The organism is Paracoccaceae bacterium (assembly GCA_033344815.1).
GTDB lineage: Bacteria > Pseudomonadota > Alphaproteobacteria > Rhodobacterales > Rhodobacteraceae > Roseobacter.
Genome location: JAWPMR010000001.1, coordinates 299,501 through 322,946, shown reverse-complemented (window position 1 = coordinate 322,946; position 23,446 = coordinate 299,501). Strand labels below are relative to the sequence as shown.

26 protein-coding genes are annotated in these 23,446 nt (G+C 56.0%); 20 read left to right on the top strand and 6 right to left on the bottom strand.

Features of this window, described 5'->3' with window-relative positions; all coding sequences use genetic code 11:
- Positions 1–21: 21 nt before the first annotated feature.
- Positions 22–651, bottom strand: a complete 630-nt coding sequence (locus R8G34_01550) for a cupin domain-containing protein (GenBank protein MDW3221570.1) — start codon at positions 649–651, stop codon at positions 22–24.
- Between the two features lie 122 nt (positions 652–773).
- Between R8G34_01550 and R8G34_01545 the strand changes: the two genes are divergently transcribed.
- Positions 774–1,778: a GlxA family transcriptional regulator gene (locus R8G34_01545; GenBank protein ID MDW3221569.1), complete on the top strand. Its 1,005-nt coding sequence runs from the start codon at positions 774–776 to the stop codon at positions 1,776–1,778.
- On the opposite strand, the gene R8G34_01540 is transcribed toward R8G34_01545, so the two are convergent.
- From R8G34_01540 to R8G34_01525, 4 genes are read right to left on the bottom strand one after another with little or no spacing between them, the layout of a single operon-like run.
- Positions 1,775–2,338 (bottom strand): sarcosine oxidase subunit gamma, encoded by a 564-nt coding sequence (locus tag R8G34_01540; protein ID MDW3221568.1) that lies wholly within the window; start codon positions 2,336–2,338, stop codon positions 1,775–1,777. The genes R8G34_01545 and R8G34_01540 overlap by 4 nt on opposite strands.
- The gene (locus R8G34_01535) at positions 2,331–5,270 is read right to left on the bottom strand and encodes a sarcosine oxidase subunit alpha family protein (protein MDW3221567.1); all 2,940 of its coding nucleotides are present in this window, start codon (positions 5,268–5,270) and stop codon (positions 2,331–2,333) included. The genes R8G34_01540 and R8G34_01535 overlap by 8 nt, the downstream gene beginning before the upstream one ends.
- Positions 5,267–5,554 (bottom strand): sarcosine oxidase subunit delta, encoded by a 288-nt coding sequence (locus R8G34_01530; GenBank protein ID MDW3221566.1) that lies wholly within the window; start codon positions 5,552–5,554, stop codon positions 5,267–5,269. Before R8G34_01530 ends, R8G34_01535 begins: the two co-directional genes overlap by 4 nt.
- An 18-nt stretch (positions 5,555–5,572) precedes the next feature.
- Positions 5,573–6,823: a sarcosine oxidase subunit beta family protein gene (locus tag R8G34_01525; GenBank protein MDW3221565.1), complete on the bottom strand. Its 1,251-nt coding sequence runs from the start codon at positions 6,821–6,823 to the stop codon at positions 5,573–5,575.
- A 572-nt stretch (positions 6,824–7,395) separates the two neighbouring features.
- On the opposite strand from R8G34_01525, the gene R8G34_01520 reads away from it, so the two are divergent.
- From R8G34_01520 to R8G34_01490, 7 genes are all read left to right on the top strand, one after another.
- On the top strand, positions 7,396–7,518 hold the full coding sequence (locus tag R8G34_01520) for a hypothetical protein (protein ID MDW3221564.1): 123 nt from the start codon (positions 7,396–7,398) through the stop codon (positions 7,516–7,518).
- Positions 7,519–7,896: 378 nt separating this feature from the next.
- The gene (locus R8G34_01515) at positions 7,897–8,025 is read left to right on the top strand and encodes a hypothetical protein (GenBank protein ID MDW3221563.1); all 129 of its coding nucleotides are present in this window, start codon (positions 7,897–7,899) and stop codon (positions 8,023–8,025) included.
- A gap of 245 nt (positions 8,026–8,270) precedes the next feature.
- Positions 8,271–8,465, top strand: coding sequence for a hypothetical protein (locus R8G34_01510; GenBank protein ID MDW3221562.1), 195 nt, complete (start codon positions 8,271–8,273; stop codon positions 8,463–8,465).
- A gap of 152 nt (positions 8,466–8,617) precedes the next feature.
- A complete protein-coding gene (locus R8G34_01505; protein MDW3221561.1) occupies positions 8,618–8,788 on the top strand; it encodes a hypothetical protein in 171 nt (56 codons plus the stop codon).
- Positions 8,789–8,880: 92 nt separating this feature from the next.
- The gene (locus R8G34_01500; GenBank protein MDW3221560.1) at positions 8,881–9,207 is read left to right on the top strand and encodes a hypothetical protein; all 327 of its coding nucleotides are present in this window, start codon (positions 8,881–8,883) and stop codon (positions 9,205–9,207) included.
- Positions 9,204–9,353 carry a hypothetical protein gene (locus R8G34_01495; protein MDW3221559.1) on the top strand — a complete coding sequence of 50 codons (150 nt, stop codon included), beginning with the start codon at positions 9,204–9,206 and terminating at the stop codon, positions 9,351–9,353. Before R8G34_01500 ends, R8G34_01495 begins: the two co-directional genes overlap by 4 nt.
- A gap of 486 nt (positions 9,354–9,839) precedes the next feature.
- Complete coding sequence (locus tag R8G34_01490) at positions 9,840–10,109, top strand: hypothetical protein (protein MDW3221558.1); 270 nt, start codon at positions 9,840–9,842, stop codon at positions 10,107–10,109.
- Between the two features lie 343 nt (positions 10,110–10,452).
- Here the strand turns inward: R8G34_01490 and R8G34_01485 are convergent, their stop codons facing one another.
- A complete protein-coding gene (locus tag R8G34_01485; GenBank protein ID MDW3221557.1) occupies positions 10,453–11,595 on the bottom strand; it encodes a substrate-binding domain-containing protein in 1,143 nt (380 codons plus the stop codon).
- 116 nt (positions 11,596–11,711) lie between these two features.
- Between R8G34_01485 and R8G34_01480 the strand changes: the two genes are divergently transcribed.
- From R8G34_01480 to R8G34_01425, 12 genes are all read left to right on the top strand, one after another.
- The gene (locus tag R8G34_01480; GenBank protein ID MDW3221556.1) at positions 11,712–12,134 is read left to right on the top strand and encodes a MarR family winged helix-turn-helix transcriptional regulator; all 423 of its coding nucleotides are present in this window, start codon (positions 11,712–11,714) and stop codon (positions 12,132–12,134) included.
- A 767-nt stretch (positions 12,135–12,901) separates the two neighbouring features.
- Positions 12,902–14,431 carry an amidase gene (locus R8G34_01475; GenBank protein ID MDW3221555.1) on the top strand — a complete coding sequence of 510 codons (1,530 nt, stop codon included), beginning with the start codon at positions 12,902–12,904 and terminating at the stop codon, positions 14,429–14,431.
- Between the two features lie 108 nt (positions 14,432–14,539).
- Positions 14,540–15,778: a transporter substrate-binding protein gene (locus R8G34_01470; GenBank protein ID MDW3221554.1), complete on the top strand. Its 1,239-nt coding sequence runs from the start codon at positions 14,540–14,542 to the stop codon at positions 15,776–15,778.
- A 9-nt stretch (positions 15,779–15,787) separates the two neighbouring features.
- Positions 15,788–16,654, top strand: coding sequence for a branched-chain amino acid ABC transporter permease (locus R8G34_01465; protein ID MDW3221553.1), 867 nt, complete (start codon positions 15,788–15,790; stop codon positions 16,652–16,654).
- Positions 16,654–17,685, top strand: a complete 1,032-nt coding sequence (locus R8G34_01460; protein ID MDW3221552.1) for a branched-chain amino acid ABC transporter permease — start codon at positions 16,654–16,656, stop codon at positions 17,683–17,685. The genes R8G34_01465 and R8G34_01460 overlap by 1 nt, the downstream gene beginning before the upstream one ends.
- On the top strand, positions 17,682–18,404 hold the full coding sequence (locus tag R8G34_01455) for an ATP-binding cassette domain-containing protein (protein ID MDW3221551.1): 723 nt from the start codon (positions 17,682–17,684) through the stop codon (positions 18,402–18,404). Before R8G34_01460 ends, R8G34_01455 begins: the two co-directional genes overlap by 4 nt.
- Positions 18,401–19,108 carry an ABC transporter ATP-binding protein gene (locus R8G34_01450; protein ID MDW3221550.1) on the top strand — a complete coding sequence of 236 codons (708 nt, stop codon included), beginning with the start codon at positions 18,401–18,403 and terminating at the stop codon, positions 19,106–19,108. The genes R8G34_01455 and R8G34_01450 overlap by 4 nt, the downstream gene beginning before the upstream one ends.
- A 67-nt stretch (positions 19,109–19,175) precedes the next feature.
- Entirely contained in the window at positions 19,176–20,729 is a 1,554-nt protein-coding gene (locus R8G34_01445) for an amidase (protein ID MDW3221549.1), read from the top strand.
- A gap of 57 nt (positions 20,730–20,786) precedes the next feature.
- Positions 20,787–21,083 (top strand): putative quinol monooxygenase, encoded by a 297-nt coding sequence (locus R8G34_01440; protein MDW3221548.1) that lies wholly within the window; start codon positions 20,787–20,789, stop codon positions 21,081–21,083.
- Complete coding sequence (locus R8G34_01435) at positions 21,064–21,540, top strand: hypothetical protein (GenBank protein MDW3221547.1); 477 nt, start codon at positions 21,064–21,066, stop codon at positions 21,538–21,540. The genes R8G34_01440 and R8G34_01435 overlap by 20 nt, the downstream gene beginning before the upstream one ends.
- A 63-nt stretch (positions 21,541–21,603) precedes the next feature.
- A complete protein-coding gene (locus R8G34_01430) occupies positions 21,604–22,590 on the top strand; it encodes an acetamidase/formamidase family protein (GenBank protein MDW3221546.1) in 987 nt (328 codons plus the stop codon).
- A 14-nt stretch (positions 22,591–22,604) separates the two neighbouring features.
- Positions 22,605–23,366 carry an SDR family oxidoreductase gene (locus R8G34_01425; protein MDW3221545.1) on the top strand — a complete coding sequence of 254 codons (762 nt, stop codon included), beginning with the start codon at positions 22,605–22,607 and terminating at the stop codon, positions 23,364–23,366.
- Positions 23,367–23,446: the final 80 nt, after the last annotated feature.

Genomic DNA, 23,446 nt, shown 5'->3' with positions numbered 1-23,446 from the left:
GGTTGAAGTACTGGGCAGACCTCAGCTGTCTTGTGGGTAGCTGATCACAGAAAGATACCGGGCAGGCAGCGCTACGAGGTTTTCGGGGCCGTGAGGCGCGTCCGCATCAAAGAAAAGGGTATCGCCGGGCTTGAGGGGGTAGACAGCATCGCCATGCCGATAATCCACCTCGCCTTCAAGCATGTAAATCGTCTCAATCCCTGCATGCTGGAAGGTTGGAAAAACATCGGCCTCATTAGACAAGGTGATGAGGTAGGGTTCTACAATCACCCCGCTCGCGTTTGAACCGATATGCCCCAGCAAATCATATTGATGATTGGCGCGCGTGCCGGCACGTTCCAATTCCACGCCTTCGCCTGCTTTGGTATGAACAGCTGTGCGGGTCTCTTCGAACCTACGAAAAAACGCGGTCAAAGGAACGGAAAGCGCATTCGCCAGTGTTTTCAACGTTGTCAGCGACGGCGAGGTATTCCCATTTTCGATCTTGGAGAGCATCCCGATGGAAAGACCGGTTGTGGCAGATAAATCCGCTACGGTAATCTCTTGCTTGCGCCGATAGGCGCGGACTTCCCGCCCGATTGCAACTTCGAGGTTTTTTTCGCGGTTCTCAACAACCCGGTGCGGGTCTTGCTTCAACAGCGTTGGTGTCATGGCAGCATCTGGTTTTTCAATGTTCATTGCACTATCGCATGGTTCTTTGAGACGCGCAGATCAAGCAAAATGTCTGCTGGGATCTCTAGAATAGCACGGAATTTTCCTGATAGGATATTTTTATGAACCAGAATAATAAAGTTGATATTGGATTTCTGATCTTCCCGGGTTTTCCCATGGCTTGCCTGACCTCGATGATCGAACCTCTGCGGGCAGCTAATGAGATCGTTGGGCAGGAGGTGTTTGGCTGGCAGTTGATTTCTGAGGATGGGCGGCGCGTGGAGGCCAGTGCGCATGTCTGGTTTGAGCCGGACCTCTCCCTGAAGGAGGCGGCTGACCTTGATCAGATCTACCTTCTGAGCGGGCCATTCTCGCGGTTTCAGCATCCTGTTGAGGCCGAAGGAAAACTGCGCAGGCTCGCCCGGCACGGCGTCACTATGGGTGCAATCAGTGGCGGGATATTCCCTTTGGCGCGCTCAGGCCTGCTAGAGCAACACACGACTTCGGTGCATTGGTGTTATGAGACGGCGTTTTCCACCGAATTCCCCGATCTGCTAGCGACCGAAGACGTCATTATGATTGATCGCACCCGGGTGACGGCCTCAGGGGCGGGGGCAGCATTTGATCTGTCACTACACCTGATTGAGGCCGCTTCTGGCGGTGATGTGGCAACAGAAGTGGCCTGTTGGTTCCAGCATCCTTTGGTGCGCGGGCAGGGGGTTTCGCAACGCAAACCAACCTTTGCTGCCGAAAGTACGAACGATATGTTGCCCCCTGCTGTCCGCCGTTCCATCGAGATGTTTGCCGATCACATCGAGGATCCATTGAACATAGCGGATGTTGCGCAAGAGGTTGGCCTGTCGGTGCGACAATTGGAACGGGTGTTTTACAAAACCACCGGCAATACACCGCATGGGTATTACAAATCCCTGCGCATGCATCGAGCGCGGCAGCTGCTGTTATATGGCAACCTTTCCATGACGGAAATCGCGCTGGCCGTGGGGTATTCGACATCTTCGTCGCTGATTAAAACCTATATGGACGTCTTTGCGACCCATCCGCGCGAAGAGCGTGAAAAGGTCAATATGTTCCGCGTGCGCGACAACGCGATTGTGCCTCAGGCCTAGGCAGTCGCCTGCGCTGCCGTGATCAATGCATGGTGAAGTGATCCTGCCGAAGCGCGCGGCCCTAGGATTCGGATGTGGTCTTGTTCCGCGCGCCGGATGACAAAACACCCCATTTGATGGATCACGGTGCGCTGTGCATCACCGCTTTGCATACGCCGGATCGGAACTGCGCAAAGACGTTCACACATATCGGCCATGCCGTCTCCAATGACATCAAAACAGACCCAAGCGCCGGATTGTTCGGTGACCGAAGCGCACTCGCCAAAGCGCGTCTTGAGGGTTTCGGCCAACAGTTCATGACTGTCGCGTGGCGCACCGATCATCCATTGATCAGGGCCCATCCAGAAGCCTGCTTTCGGGTCGCGCAATCGGGCCTTTCCGGGTGCTGGCACGGCTCCCAAAAGGGACTTTAGAGCCGCGCGGCATGCTTTTTCCTGACCCAGGCGCGCGGCAACAGAGGCCAATGCCAGACCGTCATTTTCCACGATGCTCACGTGATCAAACCGGTCATTGCGGGGTTCGGTTCCACCTAGAGCGGTGAGTGGCTTTAGATCATGCACGAAGCCGTTCCCCCTCTGGGTCAATGAAATGGGCGCTGACGATCTCTACTTCGGTTTCGACATCTGTGAGCGGGCTTACCAGCCTCATGCGTTCGCCAAACCGTTGGTCGCCATCTTTCAAAAACGCCAGCGCGATTGCATGCCCCAAATTGGGAGAATGACAGGCTGAAGTCACATATCCCTGCGCATGAGCCGCGTCCACCGGGCCATCTGCACCCATCAAATGCGCGCCCGCTGGCACGGTGGCGGTTATATCCACAGGTTTGATCCCGACCTGGCGTAAATCACCCTCTGCGTTCAAACCTGTGCGTTCCGACAGGATGGACCCAATGCTGTCTTTGGCTTTTGAAACCATGCGCCCCATCCCAAGATTTTGCGCAGTGGTGGTGCCGTTCAACTCGTTGCCCGCTGCGTGGCCTTTTTCGATCCGCATAACGCCAAGCGCTTCGGTGCCGTAAGGGGTGATGTCAAACTCCGCTCCGGCGTCCATAATTCTGCGCATCAAGGCATCGCCATAGGCCGTCGGCGCAGCGATTTCATAAGCCAACTCGCCGCTGAAGGAGATGCGAAACAGCCGTGCGCGCAAGCCCCCGCAGATTGTGATGTTGGCACAAGCCATGAACGGAAACGCCTCGTTTGACATGTCTTGATCGACGAGCTTGCTGAGAACCCGGCGACTGTTTGGTCCGGATACGGCATATTGCGCCCAGGCTTCGGTCGTTGAGATCAATTGCACATCCAGATCCGGAAACAGGCATTGACGCACAAATTCCATGTGACGGTAGACGGGCAGGGCGTTGGCTGTGGTGGTCGTGACGACGAAATGATCCTCGGCCAGACGGGCGGCGGTGCCATCATCCATCGCAATGCCGTCTTCACGCAGCATCAGACCATAGCGGGTCTTGCCGACAGCAAGGTTTGCAAAGCCGTTACAATAGATTTTGTTCAGGAACGCGGCCGCGTCGGTCCCTTGAACGTCCACTTTGCCCAATGTTGTCACGTCGCATACACCGACTGAGGCCCGCGTGGCGAGCACTTCGCGGTCCACGCTTTGCCGCCATGTGGTTTCACCGGCGCGTGGGAACCACTGCGCGCGCATCCAATTGCCGACCTCGACAAAGACCGCGCCTTGTTCCTCCGCCCACTTATGGCTGGGGGTCAGGCGTTTGGGGTGGAATTCCTGGCCGCGGTGGCGACCACCAAAGGCACCAATGGCCGTGGGTGTGTAGGGCGGGCGGAAGATGGTGGTACCAACTTCTGGGATCGTCTTGCCCGCCAGTTCGGCCATAATCGCAAGGCCGCCCATGTTTGACGTTTTGCCCTGATCCGTGGCCATGCCCAGCGTGGTATAGCGTTTGAGATGCTCAACCGAGCGGAACCCTTCCTGATGGCTGAGCCGGACGTCTTTGACCGTGACGTCGTTTTGCTGATCGAGCCAAGCCCGGGAACAGCCCTCAACATACCAGAATGGCTTGAGGTTCACGGGCGCATCTTCGGCTTGCGGCAGATCGGGCAGAGGAGTTTTTGAACCCAAAGCATCACGCGCCGCTTGGGCCCCACCCTGTAGCGCGCCAAAGGTGGAAAGCGTGCCATTTGCTGCACCCGCCACGATCATTCCGGGCGGCAGGTCTTTGCCCGGAACGAAGGCCGCGATGTCATTGCTCCATGTCGGGCGACCCCGTTGGTGGCATGTCATGTGCACATTGGGGTTCCACCCGCCCGACATACCCAAAGCGCCGCATTCCAGAATTCGCGTCGATCCATCGGCGAGTTTAAGGTCCACAAACGAAAGGCCAAGTCGACCGCGCGTATTGACCACTTCACCGTGGAGCACTTCGTAGTCCATGCTGCGCGGGGCATCCGCGCGCACATCCACGACGGCAGCGATTTTTACACCCTTCGCGTGAAGATCAGTGGCCGTGCGATGCCCGTCGTCGTTATTGGTGAAAATCGCGACGCGTTTGTCGGCGGCTACGGCGAACCGGTTGGCATAGGTGCGCAGGGCAGACCCCAGCATGATCCCGGGCCGGTCATTGTTGTCAAATGCAATCGGACGCTCGGTCGCGCCTGCGGCAAGTATCGTTTGGCGGGTATAGATACGCCAGAGGACTTGACGCGGTTTGCCCGGCGCGGGGGCATGCAGATGGTCGCTGATGCGTTCCAGCGCCCCATAAATGCCATGATCAAAGGCCCCTATCACGGTCGTTCTGGACATCAATCGCACGTTTTTCAGGCTGGCGAGTTCGGCAACGGTCTCGTTTGCCCAGTCTGCGCCCGATTGATTGCCAAGCGCATGGGTTTCGCCGTTCAGCCGTCCGCCCAAACGGAAATCTTCGTCCGCAAGGATGACGTCTGCACCTGCCCGACCGGCAGTCAGCGCGGCCGCCAACCCGGCCGGTCCTGCGCCGATGATCAGCAAATCACAATGCAGGAACCCTTTGTCATAGGTGTCCGGATCGTCCTTGAGCGACAGCGCGCCCAATCCAGCCGCGTGGCGAATGATCGGTTCATACAGCTTTTCCCAAAACGCAGCAGGCCACATAAACGTTTTGTAGTAAAACCCAGCGGTCAAGAAATTGGACAGCCGGTCGTTGATCGCGAGCAGATCAAACCGAAGCGACCCCAGCCGGTTTTGGCTTTTGGCAAACAACCCATCATAAAGCTCTGCCGTTGTGGCGCGGGTGTTGGGTTCCTGCCTGTCGCCGCCGCGCAACTCCACCAGCGCGTTGGGCTCCTCAGACCCTGCGCTCAGAACACCGCGCGGGCGATGGTATTTAAACGAGCGTCCCATCAGGCGCACACCATTGGCCAGCAATGCCGAAGCCAGCGTATCGCCAGGATGCCCGAGGTATGTCTTGTTATCAAACAGGAATTTATGTGTTTTGTCGCGCGTGATTTGCCCGCCAGTCGGCAGTCGGTTGATCTGGCTCATGTGCTGCGCCCCCGCTTGCGGGCGACATCGCGCGCCATTTCAACCTTGGAGATTTCATGAGTGAGCGTGTTACGTGTCACAACCAGCCATGATCGGTCCCCGGCCTCATGAAACCACAATTCTTCATGCCATCCAGCGGGATTGTCGCGCAAATACCCATATTCGTAAAAATCCCGTGCCGCTGTGCCCGATTTCCAATCCGGGCGGTCGATCAGTTTCGCGTCCCCCATATAGGTGAATTCAGCGGCATCGCGCGGGCCGAGCAGGGGGTGGTCAATAATCATTTCGTTTTTCCAGTGCGCTCAATGCAGATTGGGCTGATTGCCCACGCCTTTTTCGTCTATCATGAGACCCTTTTCGAACCGATCAAACCGGAACGCCGTGGCGGTGGGATGGGGCGCGTCCCTGGCCAGCAAATGGGCGAAACAAAAGCCGCTCGCCGGGGTTGCCTTGAAACCGCCATAACACCAGCCGCCGTTGAAATAGAGACCGTCGATATGGGTCCGGTCGATGATCGGCGAGCCATCCATCGACATGTCCATGATACCGCCCCACATGCGCAGCAGGCGCGCACGCCCCAATGCCGGGAAGATCGCCATGCCGCCTTCGCAGACGTCTTCGACCACGGGCAGATTGCCGCGTTGGGCATAGGAGTTGTAACCATCCAGGTCGCCGCCAAAAACCAACCCGCCTTTGTCGGACTGGCTAACATAGAAATGGCCTGCCCCAAATGTCACGACCCCCGGCAGCACCGGTTTTAATCCTTCAGTGACAAAGGCCTGTAGCACCTGACTCTCCATAGGCAGGCGCATATTTGCATGCGACATCAGGCGGCTGGAAGATCCCGCTACAGCGCATCCAATCTTGGATGCGCCGATGAAACCACGCGATGTTTCGACCCCGGAGCAGGTACCATTTTCGATCCGAAACCCGGTAACTTCGCAGTTCTGGATAATATCCACGCCGTGGCTGTCCGCACCGCGCGCATAGCCCCAGGCCACCGCGTCATGGCGCACGGTTCCCCCGCGATGCTGCGCCAATCCACCCTTGATCGGAAACCGTGCATCCTTTGTGTTTAAAAACGGATAGCGCGCCTTGATCTGTTCGGTTGAGAGCAATTCTGCATCCGCCCCGTTCAGGATCATCGCATTCCCACGGCGAATGAAGGCATCACGTTGTGCGTCAGAATGGATCAGGTTCAAAATACCACGTTGCGAAATCATCGCGTTGTAATTGAAATCCTGCTCCAACCCTTCCCAGAGTTTCAGGGAGAATTCGTAAAACGGCTGATTGCCGTCCAAAAGGTAGTTCGAGCGGATGATAGTAGTGTTACGCCCGACATTGCCGCCCCCGATCCAGCCTTTTTCGAGAACGGCAATGCGCTTTTGCTTGAATTCCTTTGCCAGGTAATATGCCGTCGCCAACCCGTGACCGCCGCCGCCAATAATGACGATGTCATAATGGGTTTGCGGTTCTGGATCACGCCAGGCGGGTTTCCAACCCTTATGCCCGGTCAGCGCCTCTTTGATGACTTTGAAACCCGAATAACGCATGCGCGCAAACTCCTTTGGACCAGAATGCCGCGAGGCGAGGCAGAAAACAGCTTGAAATTGGACGTCGGACTATGCATTTGCGACATCGCTTGTCGGGATTGTGGTGAAACTTTGAGTGATGGTAGTAAGACAAACTGATTGACAGAGAAATTCTGTAGCAGTGACGCGTGACATTCGCGACAAAGCGACGCTTGGGCTAAAACAAGATGGATCACAAGGTAAAGCGCATTAACACCTCAAACGGGAATAGAAAAAAAGGAGGCTCCGGAACGAAAAATCTAGTGACGGCGTTGATAGCGGGTGTTTTAGCCTCGACGCCTCTTGATGGATTTACCGCAGATAGCAGTGTTTCAGATTTTTTTTGCCGGTGCGCAATTATTCCAGCCAAATTTTGATTTCTAAGATCGCTGGGCAATTGTATGAGCAGAACGAAAACTGTTTTGAATACGTAACAACGAATAAGCAGGTCGTTTAGGAACCCTCGCGTGTGGGGTGTGTAATCCTTGTGGTGGAAGTCTGGGAAAGCGCCTTTGGAGCGCCTTTCGGTGTGGTGCAAAAAAAATGGCGGTATTATGGAAATCGCCGATCATGAGGCAAAGCCCCGCGAAGACGGTTGGTATCCGATGTGGAGCCAAAGCGGCTTGTCCGGGATTGTCGGATTGGAAGGCGTTGAACGGATGCGCTGCAATATTTGACGGCAGAAACCTGTGACAACGGCAGGTATCGGGACAGGCCGGTTGACGGGTTAAAAACCGTCAGGAGCGGATCGAGGCGTTGAAGATAGAATTCATTGTGGTGGACGCGGAATCTGCTGCTGCACTTTGGGCGGAAACTGGTGCTACAGAGGCACACAAGCGGCCGATTGCTGTGTTGGACTGGACACAAAATTTTACCGAAGCGGCCTGGCCAGGAGAATTTTTGATTTCCCTGAGTGGGTTGCGGGTTGAGACAAACGTCCTTCCGTGGATCCAAATCCGGACCCGCAAAATACCCGTGGCAACTCTGGCAGTGGGTATTTGAAGAAAGCGCTTTAGGCAGGCATTGAAAAGAATTAGCCAAGCGCCCATGACATTTTGGAGAGGATCAGCTTTACCAATCTTGAGATCGCTGAAATGGCCGAACTGGTGGACTTCGAAGAGATGGAACCCGAAGAAGCTGACGAAGTCTGGCTGGAAGCCAATGAAGGCGTTTGGGGTGATTAGCTGAACTAAGTCGCTTCAAACACGATATTCACACCTTGTCTGGTCTTGCTGGACGGGGAATTCCAATGCAAGGCGCATTGTGCCAGTCGACACGCCGGTCATATCTTCGAAAATGTATGGAAAATTTTGGCAAGGGTCCAGGAGTTCATGAGCGCCATCCCTGTGGGCACGCGTTTTGCGACATCCCTGCAGCGGGCTAAATCGCGAGCGTTAAGCACGTCTCCATTGATGTCCACAAGGGCGAAATGCTGGTGATCATGGGGTTGTTCGGGTCCGGCGAATCCACATTGTGCGCGGCTTTTCACGCCTGCATGACATTACCGGTGGGACAGTTACTGTGGGGGCACAAGATCATGTCCCTGTCCGAAATGGACCTGATTGCGGTGCGCCGCTTCAAAGTGGGCATGGTGTTCCAGTCTTTCGGAAAGCTGGTGCATTAAACGGTTCTGAAAACCTGGTCTTGCTGCTGGAGGTGGGGGGGGGCAGGACAAAGGCACGCGGCGCGAACGCGCTTGAGGTGGTCTAGCTGGCGGGACTTGAGGGGCGCGAGGATTTTTTCCCGAGTGAACTGTCCGAGGAGCAACAGTAGTGCGTGGGCCTCGCGCGCAGACTCGGAATCGAGCCGGACATCTGGTTTATGGACGAACCTTTCAGCGCGCGGGACCCGCTTGTCCGCAGAGAAACGCAGGATGAATTCCTGCGCCTTCGAAAGACGCTCAACAAGACCGGTGTGTTCATCACCTTTTTTTGGACGGAGCGCTGAGGCTGGCAGATTGTTTTGCGATCATGAAGGACAGTGCGGTCGAGTAATTCAACACGCCAGACCAGATCTTTTTGCACCCCGCCACTGAAAAGGTGCGAAAATTCACCGAAGGCAACGACAAGCCGCGTTTGGTGCATGCAGGTGTTCTGGCCCAAGCAGGTGCCGTGAGCGAGGGGGAGGCGACAGACGCCGGCGCAACCGTGCATGACATTGCACGCATGTTGGTCAAGGATGCGCGCGAAATGATTCCGGGCAAACAAGGCGATGTTCTCATCGGTGTCATGCAGCGCAAAGAAGCTCTGGATATTTTGCTCGGGACAGAAGGGTGGACGTCGAGGCGACTTCACTTCCGGCCGCGCCGCGGGTCTGGAGCAACAGTCAAATCGCGACCCTCCTGTTGCGCGTCGCCTCTGTCTTGACCGCCTCTATTGGCATGCCGGGGCTAGGCGCGCATCTACTGGAGATGATGGGAAGCTTCAAGCTGGGCCGTTCCTTGGAGATTGGCTTGACCATCGTGTTGCTGGCGGCAATGCCGGACCGTATGTCAAAAGAATGTGGGTTATAACAGCCCGAACATTTTGGGCGCGGCACGCCATTTTGGCAACGTCATCGCATGGTGCTGTTGGGCATCGCGTTTTTTGTAGGAATCAGGTTGGCCTCGTTGATGGCACCGATTTTTGCAGAAGACGTGTGTGGGCAGGACTTCACCCAAGGCCATTAATTAGACGCACTAATCAAGAATTTTCTTAGCATCTAATGGGTTAAATCTGCACCAGGATTCTTAAGTGCTTTCCTTAACGTGCGAGTGCTGATCCCATTTCGAGATTCCCCGCTGCCCATTCCAACGCCGGCTTTCATTTTGCTGATTGCGGCTTTTTCTCTGACGCTGGCGGGACGCAAAGTAAACATCCATCCGGTGGTATTTTTTGCCTCTGTGCGCTGTCAGGCCGGTGTGGCCGGGCGAAGGTAACTTTCGACTCGGTCATTTGCGTAGTCACAATCGCGGCCATGATTATGATGCCCATCGCATCCTCGCGGTGCGGACAGAGAAGTGATCCAGCGGGTGCCTTTGAACTGCGATACGGCACAGGCGTTTCCCCGTATTGTTTGCCTTATCCCAGCGCTCATGCTGTTTGGCACTTTGGAAATTATGGTGATCTGTTCGCCCCTGATTTTCGCAATGGTGCTGCTGATCCGGCAAACAATCGAAGGGCTGCGCATGGTGCCCGAGGAAAGATACGAAGCTGTAGACATGGCCGGGGCAATGCGCTTGCAAAAGCTTTGGAATGTGCAGCCGCCGTGGGCCTTAAGCAAACCATAATGCTCCTATCTTTTTCGGTGATCATCGCCGCGCTTTTTGTGACGCGTGACCCGCGACTGGGGTTGTAAAGAACACTTGCAGACACTGATCTGGGCAAGAATTTCGTGTTGGAGATTTGTGTGTTGCGGATGGCAGAAACCTTTGAGCTGTCATCGGGGAGGCGGGCTGTAGAGAAGAAACCTATGCTGGGATTGCTGTGGTCAGCGTGTCGGTGGCAATCGGTTTGGTTCAGTATTCATGCCAGGTAGATTTCGTCGTGCCGCCAGATCGAACCAAGCTGAAAGATCCTTGAGGCCCATCGCATCATAGTATGTCGATCACGCGTCGCGTCCAAAGACCGCAGCTATGACAAGTGCTGAAAATCGTCAAAAACAAACCCATTGGCACGCGCAAGATATACCGATGACCCATTACCCGCGTTCGACCTGTAAACCCCATGACGCGCGCTCTTGTAACGGATCGGTGGCGATGTCGCGGCTCCGGGCAGCCCCCAGGGTTCGCCTCTGTGCGCCACCATTGAGGCCAGGAAATGGAACCCTTCATAGGTGGATTGGCCAAGCGCATTGAGCATTGGGGCGCGGTGTTGGTGCAGGTTGTGGTATGTTTCGCGGAATTGTGCGTTCTCCTCTGTGTTCAGCGCGGCAAAATAGGAAGCGGAAGAAAACAGTCGATCAAGGTTGTGCGCGCCGCTGGCCAGCAGCCCATTTTCTTCGACGATGCAGGACAAACGGAACATTTTACGGTGCAGGTCCATTGCGCCAAAGATCCGATTGAATTCGACGGCATCCTGCCCAATCAATGAAATCAAAACGCCATCTGCGCCCGATTTGCCCAAAGCCTCGACCGCTCTGGCCATTTCAGGTGAACTGAAGGGCAGGTATCTTTCAAAAACCAATTCATGGTGGTGATGCTGCAAATACCGCTTGGCGTATGCATGTGACGCGCGGGGCCAGATATAGTCATTTCCAATCAACGCCCATTTTTTCAGCTTGAAGCGATGGGACATGTACCGGATCGCGGGCCCAAGCTGTCGGGCGGGCGTGTCGCCAATGGTAAAAACTCCGGGAGAAGCCTCACCACCTTCATAAAGGGGCGTGTAGACAAACGGAATCCTGCCGCGCAACACCCGGGCAATCATCTGCCTTACCGCGCTGATGTGCATGCCAACAATGGCATCAATCATCTGAGTCTGGATCAAATCGTCAATCACGATCGCGCACGGGCGTTCTGCTTCTATTGCAGCATCAACGACGATCATTTCGACCGGGCGGTGATCAATACCCGATTGAGCGTTGAGTTCCTTCACTGCCGCCTCGGCACTGGCGATGCAGGAGGGAGCCCACATACCAGCGGCACCGCACATCGGAATCATCACGGCGACGCGGTAGGGGAGTTGCGACTTTTTTTTGCCGTGCGACGCTTGGCTTGCGGTGCGCGAAAAAGCGGTCGATGATTTGATCCATGGTGTTTGAGGTGCCAAGCTCATCATTCTGCCTTATGCATTTTCGACGTCGGTTACATCTTGACTGGTTTTAGCGGACTGATGGTGTTACTCGCTTCAACGCCCGTCAATCCATTTGCCGCTTTACCTTCGGTGCCTGAATGAAAACGCCTGTAAAAACTGTTGATTCGTACATTTCTTATGCACTCGCGGCGGCGCACCGCAGGCTACACAATGATCTTGGTCGAAAAATCAAATCATTGAACGTGCAGGTCGAAACGTGGCGCGTGTTGCAATCCTTGCGCGCTTCAAACGGACCGACCATGAGCGAATTGGCTGCGATCGTCCTGATGAACCCGCCAACACTGACCAAGCTTGTGGACCGCATGGTTGCCGATGGTCTGGTGCAGCGGCAGTTGTCAGCGGAGGATCAACGTCGCGTGCAACTGGCGTTGACGGATCGTGGTGACAGCCTCTGCCATCAAATAATGACCCATGTGGACGCGCAAAACGAGGAAATCATCGCGGCCATTGGTACAGAAAAGGCTGCGCTTTTGCGGGAGGCGCTGGATCGTTTGATCTAGCGCAGCGTAAAACCGTCGATGGTCGGGCGCTGCATTTCTGATGAACCCTGAGACGCGCGCAGGATCCGGGAATGATATCTCAAGGCGGTTTTGTTAGCCGACTTGCCGCGTTCTCCCTTTCATTTGCGGTTACGACACGGCGCAACCCATTTCATAAATCCAGAAAAAGATCGCTTTCTGAGCCTTAGTCCTGGCTCCGGAACCCGCCACATGTGCGCTCATGTCTCTGCTGTTGACCTCGCTGACAGACATGCCTTTGGCCCAAAGTAAAAGTCAGCGGTGCTTACTTATCGAACCGGCGGCATCACATATCATATGCTCGTTTCTGGCGGTGCTGATCTGGCCGCGCATTGGTAGCGGGACAGCTTTGGCACTTGGTACCGTTCTCTTGATTCGTTGCCGCATCGAGACCGCTCGCAATTCGCAGTTCCGGAGGTTCCCGCTGAAAGCGTCGCCGAACAACTCAGTGTCTAAAAATTGGGCAAAAATCTTTTCATAGACAAAATATCACGAAAAACCGTGGACAAAATGTTGAAGCGCCGCGTTGTCCGTGACTAATCGATATTAAGTTTCCAATTCAAGTAAATATGCTTTGGCGATGAACTTGCAGCTTTTAGCAGTGACAATTGGAATGAGAAGAAGTGGAGATCCAGTAAATATAGTCATTTAAAAACAATGCTTTGTAGGTGGTATGCAAAGTATTTCTTCGTGAAGGGAATTTCGCCTAACGCGCAGACTTTATCGACGTTGGTGTGGAGAAAGAAGAGATGGCCAGCAGGATTGATCGTCCAAGTGAAACGGAACTGAAAGAAGCAGGAGCAGAACTCGGTCTGTTCCTCAGCTCCGATGACGCTGCTTCTTTTCTGGGCCTTATGGAGGGTCTCTTTGAGGCCTACGACGCTGTCAACGGCATGGATAATGGGGCGCCAACGCAAAGATATCCGCGCGCACCCGGTGCACGACCCAGCGCAAAGGATAACCCGTATAATGCTTGGGCTGTCAGGACCGATATAAAAGGCGCCACCGGCGGCAAGCTGTCGGGCAAGACCGTTGCGATAAAAGATAACGTCAATGTGGCGGGCGTGACGATGGAAAACGGGTCAACCATTCTGCAAGGTTATGTGCCGGATACGGATGCCACGATTGTGACGCGCTTACTGAATGCGGGCGCGGACATTTTGGGCAAATCTGCTTGCGAATATTATTGCGCATCGGGCGGCAGCCACACATCCGCAAACGGGCCTGTCGAAAATCCGGTTGTCGCGGGCTTCAATGCCGGAGGTTCCTCCTCAGGGTCCGCAGCACTGGTAGCCGCAGGCATCGTGGACATGGCGACAGGTGGCGATCAAGGTGGTTCGATCCGTATTCCGGCCTCTTTTTGCGGCATTGTGGGCATCAAGCCAACGCATGGGCTTGTGCCCTATACCGGGATTTTCCCGGTGGAATTGACGGTCGATCATGCGGGGCCGATGACGCGCTCGGTGGCTGACAATGCCCTGATGCTTGAGGTGATGGCCGGTCCTGACGGGCTGGATCCGCGCCAGAGCGGCGCACCAGCACAGAATTATACGGATGCACTCTCCCAACCCGTCAACGGATTGCGCGTTGGAATTGTCACCGAAGGTTTTGGGCATCCCGGCGCCGAGCCAGAGGTTGAGGCTCGCATCCGGGAACTGGGACAGAAAATGGAATCTGCAGGCGCGGTGGTCCAGGAAATATCGATGCCGCTGCATGCCGTCGGTCCGGCAATCTGGACGCCGATCTTTCTGGAAGGGGCGACGGAAATGATGCTGCGTCAGAACGCTTATGGCACGAATATGAAAGGCCATTTCAGCGAAGGCCTGTTGGACGCACAGTCCCAGTGGAAAGAGCAGGCCAATGACATGTCGGAAACGCTGAAACTCGGCGTCTTGATGGGCCATTACATGTCATCGCGCCACAAGGGCCGTTTCTATGGCAAAGCGCAGAACCTCAACCGGCAACTGACGGCGGCCTATGACGCTCTGCTGGAACTTTATGATGTGCTCTTGATGCCAACAACACCGATGGCCGCCACACCATTGCCCGGTCAGGACGCGACCCGCGAGGAGATCGTTGGGGCCGCATTCGGCATGATCCAGAATACGTCGCCCTCCTGCGCGACCGGCCATCCAAGTATTTCGGTGCCTGCGGGCACGACCTGCGATGGCCGTCCCATCGGTGCAATGTTCATCGGGGCCAAGCTGGATGAGATGACCCTGTACCGGGCGGCGGTCTGCGTTGAAAACTGCACGTTTGAGCAGATGGCCGAGACATGAAGAGGCATCCGGATTGGTTTCAGCGCTACACGTTGAAACCAGACAGCATGACCTGCTGGAACGCGGCATTGGCCGGAACAGAACAAGAAAAGAGAAAAGGGAAAACACATGACACTTTCACGCCGTAGATTCTTGCGAAACTCAACCGCCGGGGGCCTGGCTTTGGCGGCACCGTCTCTGATTGGCAGCATTGCACGTGCTCAGGATGGGCCGATCAAACTGGGCAGCTTGCATGACCTTGCCGGTCCCCTGGCAGCGACCGGCGAACCGATGGTCTACGCGATACAACTGGCTGTTGAGGAATTGAACGCCGCCGGAGGTTTGTTGGGCCGGGAGATCGAATTGATCAACTATGACACCCAGTCCAACATTCAGCTCTATTCGCAATTTGCCCAGCAATTGGCGGTGCGTGATAAGGTCGATGTGATCCACGGCGGTATCACATCCGCCTCACGTGAGGCGATCCGTCCGATCTTCAGCCGCTTTCGCACGCTATATTTCTACAACACGCTCTATGAGGGCGGTGTTTGTGACCGCAATACGTTCAACACCGGCACCACGCCCGCGCAGACGGTCGAAAAACTGGTGCCGCGTGCAATGGATCTGTGGGGCAAGAAAGCCTACATCATCGCCGCGGATTACAATTACGGGCAGATCACCGCCAAATGGATGCGCAAATACGTTGAGGACAATGGCGGCGAGGTGCTCTCCACCGACTTCTTCCCGCTGGATGTGACGAATTTTGGACCGTCCATTTCACGGATACAGGCAGCGGAGCCTGATCTGTTGTTGTCCGCAATGGTCGGGGGCAACCACACCGCATTTTACCGCCAATGGGCTGCGGCGGGGCTAAAGGATGAAATCCCGATTGCTTCGACAACCTTTGGTCTGGTGAATGAACCTGCGACGCTGGAGGATTCCGAAAGCAAGGGCGTGCTCGGCAGCTATGGCTATTTTGAGGAACTGGCAACGCCGGCCAGTCAGGCTTTTGTCAAGGCGATCAAAGACCGCCACGGCGCGCAAACCCCGTACATCAGCGAATTGGCAGCTGCTAGTTACGAGGGCGTGCATCTTTGGGCTGAGGGCGTCAAACAGGCGGGCACGGTGGAACGAATGCCGGTGATCGAGGCGCTGGAAACCGGGCTTTCCTTCGAAGGTCCGAGCGGCAATGTGGTTGTGGATCCCAAAACGCATCATGTCACGCGCAATACGTTCCTTGCAGAGGTCGAAAACCGAGCCTGGAAGGTGCTCGATACTTTTGAGCAACAAGCGCCGCTGGATACTGCGGCGGTTTGCGATCTGGAAGCGAACCCGAACGACACAACCCACTACATCATCGATATCTAGGAAAACGACATGGACCTTGCGATCATCGTCGGGCTGGACGTAATCAGCGGTATTGCATCTTTGGTGCTGATCAGCGCCGGGCTGGCGGTGATCTTTGGAATGATGAAAATCATTAACCTAGCGCATGGGGAATTCCTCATGCTTGGGGCCTATGCGACGGTTTTGTCTGTCTCGGCAGGCGTGAATATCTGGATTGCGATGCTGATCATCGCGCCCGTTTTCGTAGGCCTCGTGGGGGTCATCGTTGAACGCTGCCTGATCCAATTCCTCTATGGGCGGCTTGTGGATACGATGCTGGCGACATGGGGTCTAAGTCTCGTGATTGTCGGCGGTACCACCATGATATTTGGCAACACCATCGTCGGTGTGGCCTCCCCTTTGGGCGGCTTCACGGTTGGTGCGTTTCAATCGAGCCTTTACACACCATTCCTCGCGCTCATGGCGGTCTTGTTGATGACAGCGGTCTGGGCGGTGATGCGGTTCACGCGTGCAGGCCTGATCGCACGGGCCGTGATGCAAAACCCGGAAATGGCGGCGACATTGGGGGTCAACCCGGCACGCGTCTACATGGCCACCTTTGGGGCCGGGGCGGCCATGTCGGGGCTGGCAGGCGGTTTGCTTGCCCCGGTCGCGGGTGTTGTTCCGACCATGGGAGCGGCCTTCATCGCCAAAGCGTTCATCACGGTGGTCGGCGGCGGCACATCTGTCCTGTGGGGTCTCATCACGGCCTCAGGGCTCTTTGGATTCATCAACCAGATCGCGGCGTTCCTGACCACACCGGTCTTTGGAGAGGTCATCCTGTTCATTGCCGCAGTCGCCTTGATCCGCATGTTACCAACCGGCATTTCCGGCAAGTTCTTCAAAGGGCGTTTGTAATGCAAAAACTCAATGGAATGGCAGGTGCGCTCATCGGGTCGGTCTTGCTCGCCGGGGCGATCATCATCGCGCCGGGTTATGTTGATCTGTTTCAAATCATGCAGTTCACGGTCTTTGCCGCGATGGCGGTGCTGGCACTGAGTCTCGGGTTCATCTGGGGCTACGGAGGTATCTTATGTTTTGGCCAAACCTCGTTTTTTGGCCTTGGCGCTTATGCTTACGCGGTGACGGCGATCAATTTTGATGACAGCACCTATGCAATCCTACTGGCGATTCTGATCCCGGTCATCTTCGCAGCTCTGCTGGGGTACTTCATGATCTATGGCGGGGTCAGTGACGTCTACCTTGGAGTGATCACCCTGACCGTATCGTTGATCCTGTTCAACCTGGTGAACTCGACCGCAGGCGATTTTTACAAAATTGGCGACGCGCGGCTGGGGGGCTTTAACGGGATACCCGGGGTGCCCACCTTCAACGTTCCGGGCAACCCGTCCTATATTCTGAGTCCGGAACAATCGTGGATCGTCACCGGTCTTGCCTTGATCGCGGTTTATCTGGGGCTGCGCGTTCTGATTGCCAGCTCATTCGGACGTATTATCCTGGCCATTCGCGAAAACGAAACCCGCGCTGCTCTGCTGGGGTACGACCCGCGGATTTACAAGCTGATTACCTTCATGATCGGCGGGGCAATCGCGGGATTTGCCGGCGCGCTTTATGTCAATTGGGGGGCCTTTGTGAGCCCGACGATCTTTGCCCTTGGCCTGTCCGCACAGATCATCATCTGGGTGATTATTGGGGGGCGAGGGACGCTGATTGGTCCGGTGATTGGGTGCTTGCTGATGCAATGGATGGTGACCGAGGTCGGCGCGCAACAAACGTTGGATGCAAATTTCATACTGGGCGCGGTGCTGATTGTTTTTGTCTTGCTGGTGCCAAAGGGCATTGCGCCAACGCTGCGCGATCTGATCCTGTCGCGCAGCCGCGAGACATCCTCTGAACCGGAGCAGAGCCCTGTAAAGGTAAAACCATGAGCACCCCTTTATTGCAAACCCGTGGCCTGACGGTGCGTTTTGGCGGTGTCACGGCGGTCAATACCGTGGATTTTGCTTTGCAGGAATCTGAACTGCGCTGTCTGATCGGGCCAAATGGGGCTGGAAAGTCGACATTTTTCAAGCTTCTGACGGGGCAATTGCGTCCCTCCGAAGGCGCGGTGGAATTGCGCGGTGCGGATATTTCAGGCGCATTGCCCCATGAAATTGCGCGCAAAGGAGTTGGGATCAAAACGCAGGTGCCGAACGTCTTCAACGCTCTGAGCGTGCGGGAAAACCTGTGGATCGCGGCGCGCCATAAACATACGCCCGCCTTTGCGACAGAGCTATCTGACAAGATTCTGAGCGACCTGCGTCTGACAGGTATTGCGGGCAAAGAGGTTGGGAAACTGGCCCATGGGCAACGTCAGTGGGTGGAGATTGGCACCGTTCTGGCAGGCGAACCTGAGTTGATTCTGCTGGATGAGCCTGCGGCGGGCATGACACATGAAGAGGTGGAACGCACCGCCGAATTGATCGTGGAGATCAATCGGAGCCGGGCCTTGATTGTGGTGGAGCATGACATGCAGTTTATCAAGATGATCGCCAGGAAAGTGACTGTTCTGCATCAGGGAGCCGTGTTGATTGAAGATGATGTGAGTGTTGTGCTGGAGGACCAGCGGGTGCGAGATGTCTATTTGGGCAAGGGGTTGGCCGCATGATCCTTGAAGTAGACGCGCTTCATTCCGGCTACGGCCGCATCCCGATTCTTGCCGGCGTGACGCTCAGCGTAAAGGAGGGCGAGTTCCTCGGGATTCTGGGCCACAACGGCATGGGCAAGACCACGCTCATGAACACCATTATGGGCCATTTACCGGCGACCGATGGGAAGATCCAATTTGATGGCCAGGATGTGACAAAATTCGCACCCCATAAACGCGCGCGCGCAGGCCTTGGCCTTGTGCCGCAAGGACGACAGATTTTTCCGGACCTCACAGTGCAGGAGAATTTGCGGATGGGCATGGCGGGCAGTTCCAATGAGGACATGTCGCTGCTGGAAGATATATTGGGGCTGTTCCCGCGTCTGCAACGCCTGCTGGATCGGCGCGGTGGGGCCTTGTCGGGCGGGGAGCAACAGCTGCTGGCGCTGGCGCGGTGCCTGTGCGCGAGACCCAAGCTGATGTTGCTTGATGAGCCAACGGAGGGAATTCAACCCTCGATCCTCGAAGAGATCGTGGATACTTTGAAAGTGCTGCGCCAGCGTGGGTTGTCCCTTGTCCTGGTCGAGCAAAATCTTGAGTTTATCGCCGCGCTTTCTGGCCGCGTCCTGATTATCCAAAAGGGGGCTATCACCGGTGAACTTGCGCCACAGGATTTACAAAACCCCGAAACTGTTGCCGAATTTGTGGGTATGACTACGGCATAAGGGGTCAAACCTTATGTTTTTGGCCCGCGCAGCGACCCAATGAAACTGACCTAGAGGAGAAAAGAAAATGACCATTACGCGACCTACAGTAGATCAGGTTATGGACATCGCCAATAGCTTGGGCATGAGCCTGACGCCAGAGCAGGCCACCGAATACCATAGTTTGATGCAGGCCAACTTTGACGCTTATGATGTGGTGGACGACACTCCTGATTTCACGCCACCCGTTACCTATCCTCGCACGTCTGGATATGCGCCGGAGGCGGCTGAAAACCCCTTTGGCGCATGGGCGCGTAAGGTACAGGTCAAGGGCGCAGCTGAGGGCAAACTCAAAGGTATGAGTGTCGCGTTGAAAGACAATGTTGCCCTTGCTGGCGTGCCAATGACCAACGGCGCATCAACCCTTGAGGGTTTCGTGCCAGTGGCAGATGCAACCATCGTGACACGGCTGCTGGACGCGGGGGCGAGTATTCAGGGCAAGGCGGTGTGCGAGTATTTCTGCCTGTCCGGTGGCAGTCACACCTCCAAACCAGGCATGGTGCATAATCCGCGCAGAATGGGCTATTCCGCAGGCGGGTCCTCTTCGGGCAGTGCGGCCCTTGTCGCCGCTGGCGAAGTTGATTTGGCCATCGGCGGTGATCAGGGCGGCTCGATCCGGATGCCCGCTTCTTATTGCGGCATAGCGGGGATGAAGGCGACCCACGGTCTGGTGCCCTATACTGGCGTCATGCCAATTGAGAGCACCATTGATCACACCGGCCCGATGACCGCCAACGTGGCAGATAACGCGCTGATGCTCGAAGTGCTGGCCGGGGCTGACGGACTTGATCCACGCCAATACGCACCCAAGGTCGATACCTATACCGACGCGCTGGATCGCGGTGTAAAGGGGATGAAAATTGGTGTGCTGAGCGAAGGTTTTGTCGCGGCCAACCTGATGCCCGGCGTCGAAGATGCGGCGCGCGCAGCGGCAGAAACCTATCGCGGTCTCGGTGCTATCGTTGAGGAGGTTTCTATTCCTGATCACCTTCTGGCGGGTGCTGTCTGGGCACCAATCGCCATTGAGGGTCTGCAATGGCAGATGATGCAGGGCAACGGCATGGGCATGAACTGGAAGGGGGCCTATGATGTGGGTCTGATGGATTTCCACGCCAATTGGCGCCATAAAGCGGATGATCTCTCCGAAAGCCTGAAAATCTGCATGATGATTGGGCAGTATGGCATTGATCACTACAACGGGCGTTACTACGCCAAAGCGCAGAACATCGCGCGCAAAGTGAAAGCGAGCTATGATACGGCTTTTGAAAAATATGATTTGTTGTTGATGCCGACATTGCCCATCACCGCGTCAAAGCTGCCCGAACCCGGCGCTCCGATCACGGAAGTGATTTCGCGCGCTTTCGAGATGATTGCCAATACCGCGCAGTTTGACGTCACGGGCCATCCATCAATGTCCATCCCATGCGGTCAGGTTGACGGCTTGCCGGTTGGTCTGATGCTGACCGGTGCCGATTATACCGAAAGCACGATTTATGCAGCGGCCGCAGCCTTTGAGGCCAGTGTTGATTGGACGGGTGGCGCTCAAGCTGCTGTCAAACCTGAACTCACGCCGGCACAGTAACTGTACTAAACCACGGGCCCGATAGGCAGATTCGGCCCGTGGTCTTTTGGGGGGCTTATGATTACAATTACCGCTATTATACGCGCCAAGCCTGGCCAGCGCGAAGCCTTACGCAGCGCGCTATTGGATGTAGCTGCGCATGTGGCTGCAAAAGAGCCTGGGACAATTGGCTTTCACATCTCTCAAAGCCTTGAAACACCTGATATTTTCACAACTTACGAGCGGTTTGCGGATGTCAACGCCAAGGACATACACAACGGATCGGAAGCCGTTGCGCGGTTCTTTGCACGTGCACCTGGGATTATTGAAGGTGATGTTGTGCTGCACATATGCCATGAAATCACCGATGGATGATTTCGCGCAGCGTTGTGTGCAAGAAACGCATCGTTTGCATCAGGTGTTGCAAGACTGGCTATGTGGGACTTTACCCGCAACGTCTCAGGGGTTTGCGCCTTTTGCCAATGCGCTGGGTGACCCTTGCCGTGTGGTCAGCCCGCTGGGCACCGTTACCGAACGCGCCGCCTTGTTGAAGGAGTTCAGATCCATTCATGGTGTCTTGGCGCGGCAGGGGGAAACCTTTGCGATCCGCGTGGAAAACGTGGCCATCTTGCAGGCGTGGCGGGATTGCGCGCTGATCAGCTATGAGGAATGGCATGACTTGGGCGCTGAGCAGTCGGCTCGGATATCCACGGCTCTTTTCTGCGTCAAGGATGACGCACCGCTGGGAGTTGCATGGTCTCACATTCATGAGACATGGTTGCCGGGTCGGGCACCGGATGCGGGCGAACGATTTCCTGTGGCCGCCGCGTGACATCAGACCATATTCACGTAATATCACAGGTCTAGCGCACACAGACACTTACGGGGGACGACTATGGACTGGCTCAAGACTTCACTTATGGCGCGGCAAGGTGTTGCTGGCGGGGCGCAAGGGGCGTCCCACGGCATCAGCATCGGCGACCAAGAGACTTTTCACTATGTCTATGGGCCTTATGTAGATCCGGTGATCGAAGTGGATCCCGGCGCCGTTGTGACGGTAGAAACCCATGACGCCTTTGAGGGCAAAATCGTTACGGATCAGGACAAACCCTCCGACATCTTGCAATTTCCCTTTCTGAACCCGCAATCAGGACCCATTCACGTGCGCGGGGCTGAAAAAGGTGACGCGCTGGCCGTGCGGATTGTCTCGATCACGCCGCGTGGACCGCAGCCTGTGGGCACCACCTGCCTGATCCCGGAATTCGGCGGCCTGGTGTCGACCGGGCAGACCGCAATGCTGAACGCGCCATTGCCTGAGATCGTCAAGAAGGTGGTTGTGGATGAGAATGGCGTTCACTGGTCGGATACGCTGACCCTGCCATATGAACCCTTCATCGGCACCATTGGCACCGCACCGGAGATTGAGGCGATTTCATCGCTCCAACCGGATTACTACGGCGGCAATATGGATTTGCCGGACGTGGCGCCTGGCGCGATCATCTATCTGCCCGTGAATACGCCGGGCGGGTATCTTTACGTGGGCGATTGTCACGCCATTCAGGGGGATGGCGAGCTTTGCGGTGTGGCCCTTGAAATTCCCGCAACTGTCGTTTTGCATATCGATCTGATCAAAGGGCATGGTAACGCCTGGCCGCAGCTTGAAACCGAAGAAGCGATGATGTTCATCGGCAGTGCCCGACCTTTGGAGGATGCCGCGCGTATTGCATACCGCGAGTTGGTGCGCTGGGTCGCGGCCCAGACAGGACAAAGCGAGGAAGAGGCGTATATGCTGCTGACCATGTGTGGCAAGGTGCGTCTTGGGAACATGGTGGATCCGAAATATTCAGTTGGGGCCTCCATTCTAAAACGCTATCTGGTCTGAAAAGGGGAACGACAATGGATCTTGGATTAAACGGGCTGAACGTTCTGATCACCGGGGGCAGCAAGGGCATCGGGCAACGCTGCGCGGATCTGTTTGCGCGAGAAGGGGCCAATGTTGCCATCTGCGCGCGCAACGCGGATGAGGTCGACAGCGCAGTGGCAGGTCTCAAGGCGCATGGCACCACCTGTCTCGGGGCCTCGGTTGATGTGTCGGATAAGGAAGCGCTCGAAACCTGGGTTGGCGAGAGTGCCGCCGCGCTGGGGGGTATCGACGTGGTTGTGGCCAATGTTTCGGCACTCGCAGTAACGGATGACGAGGCCGCCTGGCAAGCTGGCTTTAATGTTGACATGATGCATTCCGTCCGACTGGTGAATGCTGCGATGCCCTGGTTGGAAAAATCGGATCACGCCGCCATCACCCTGATTTCATCCGTCTCAGGGCGGGAGATTGACTTCACCGGCCCGGCCTACGGCGGGTTCAAGGCCGCACTGGTGCATTACGCTCAAGGCCTCGCGTTCAAACTGGCTGACAAGGGCATCCGCGCCAATACAGTATCGCCGGGCAATACCTATTTCCCGGGGGGTATCTGGGAGCAGATCGAGGAGGGCAACCCGGACTTGTTTGCCGAGGCCCTCGGCATGAACCCGATGGGGCGCATGGGGACGCCGGAGGAAGTCGCTGCTGGTGTGGTGTTCTTATCGGCTCCTTGCTCCAGTTTCACAACGGGCACTAATCTGGTGATTGACGGGGCTTTGACGAAAGGCGTGCAACTCTGATCAGTCTGGTATCGGGCCACTGCGATGATGGCGTGAGATCTGCGAGACACGGGATGAAATGCCCGCTGCCTTCTTTGATG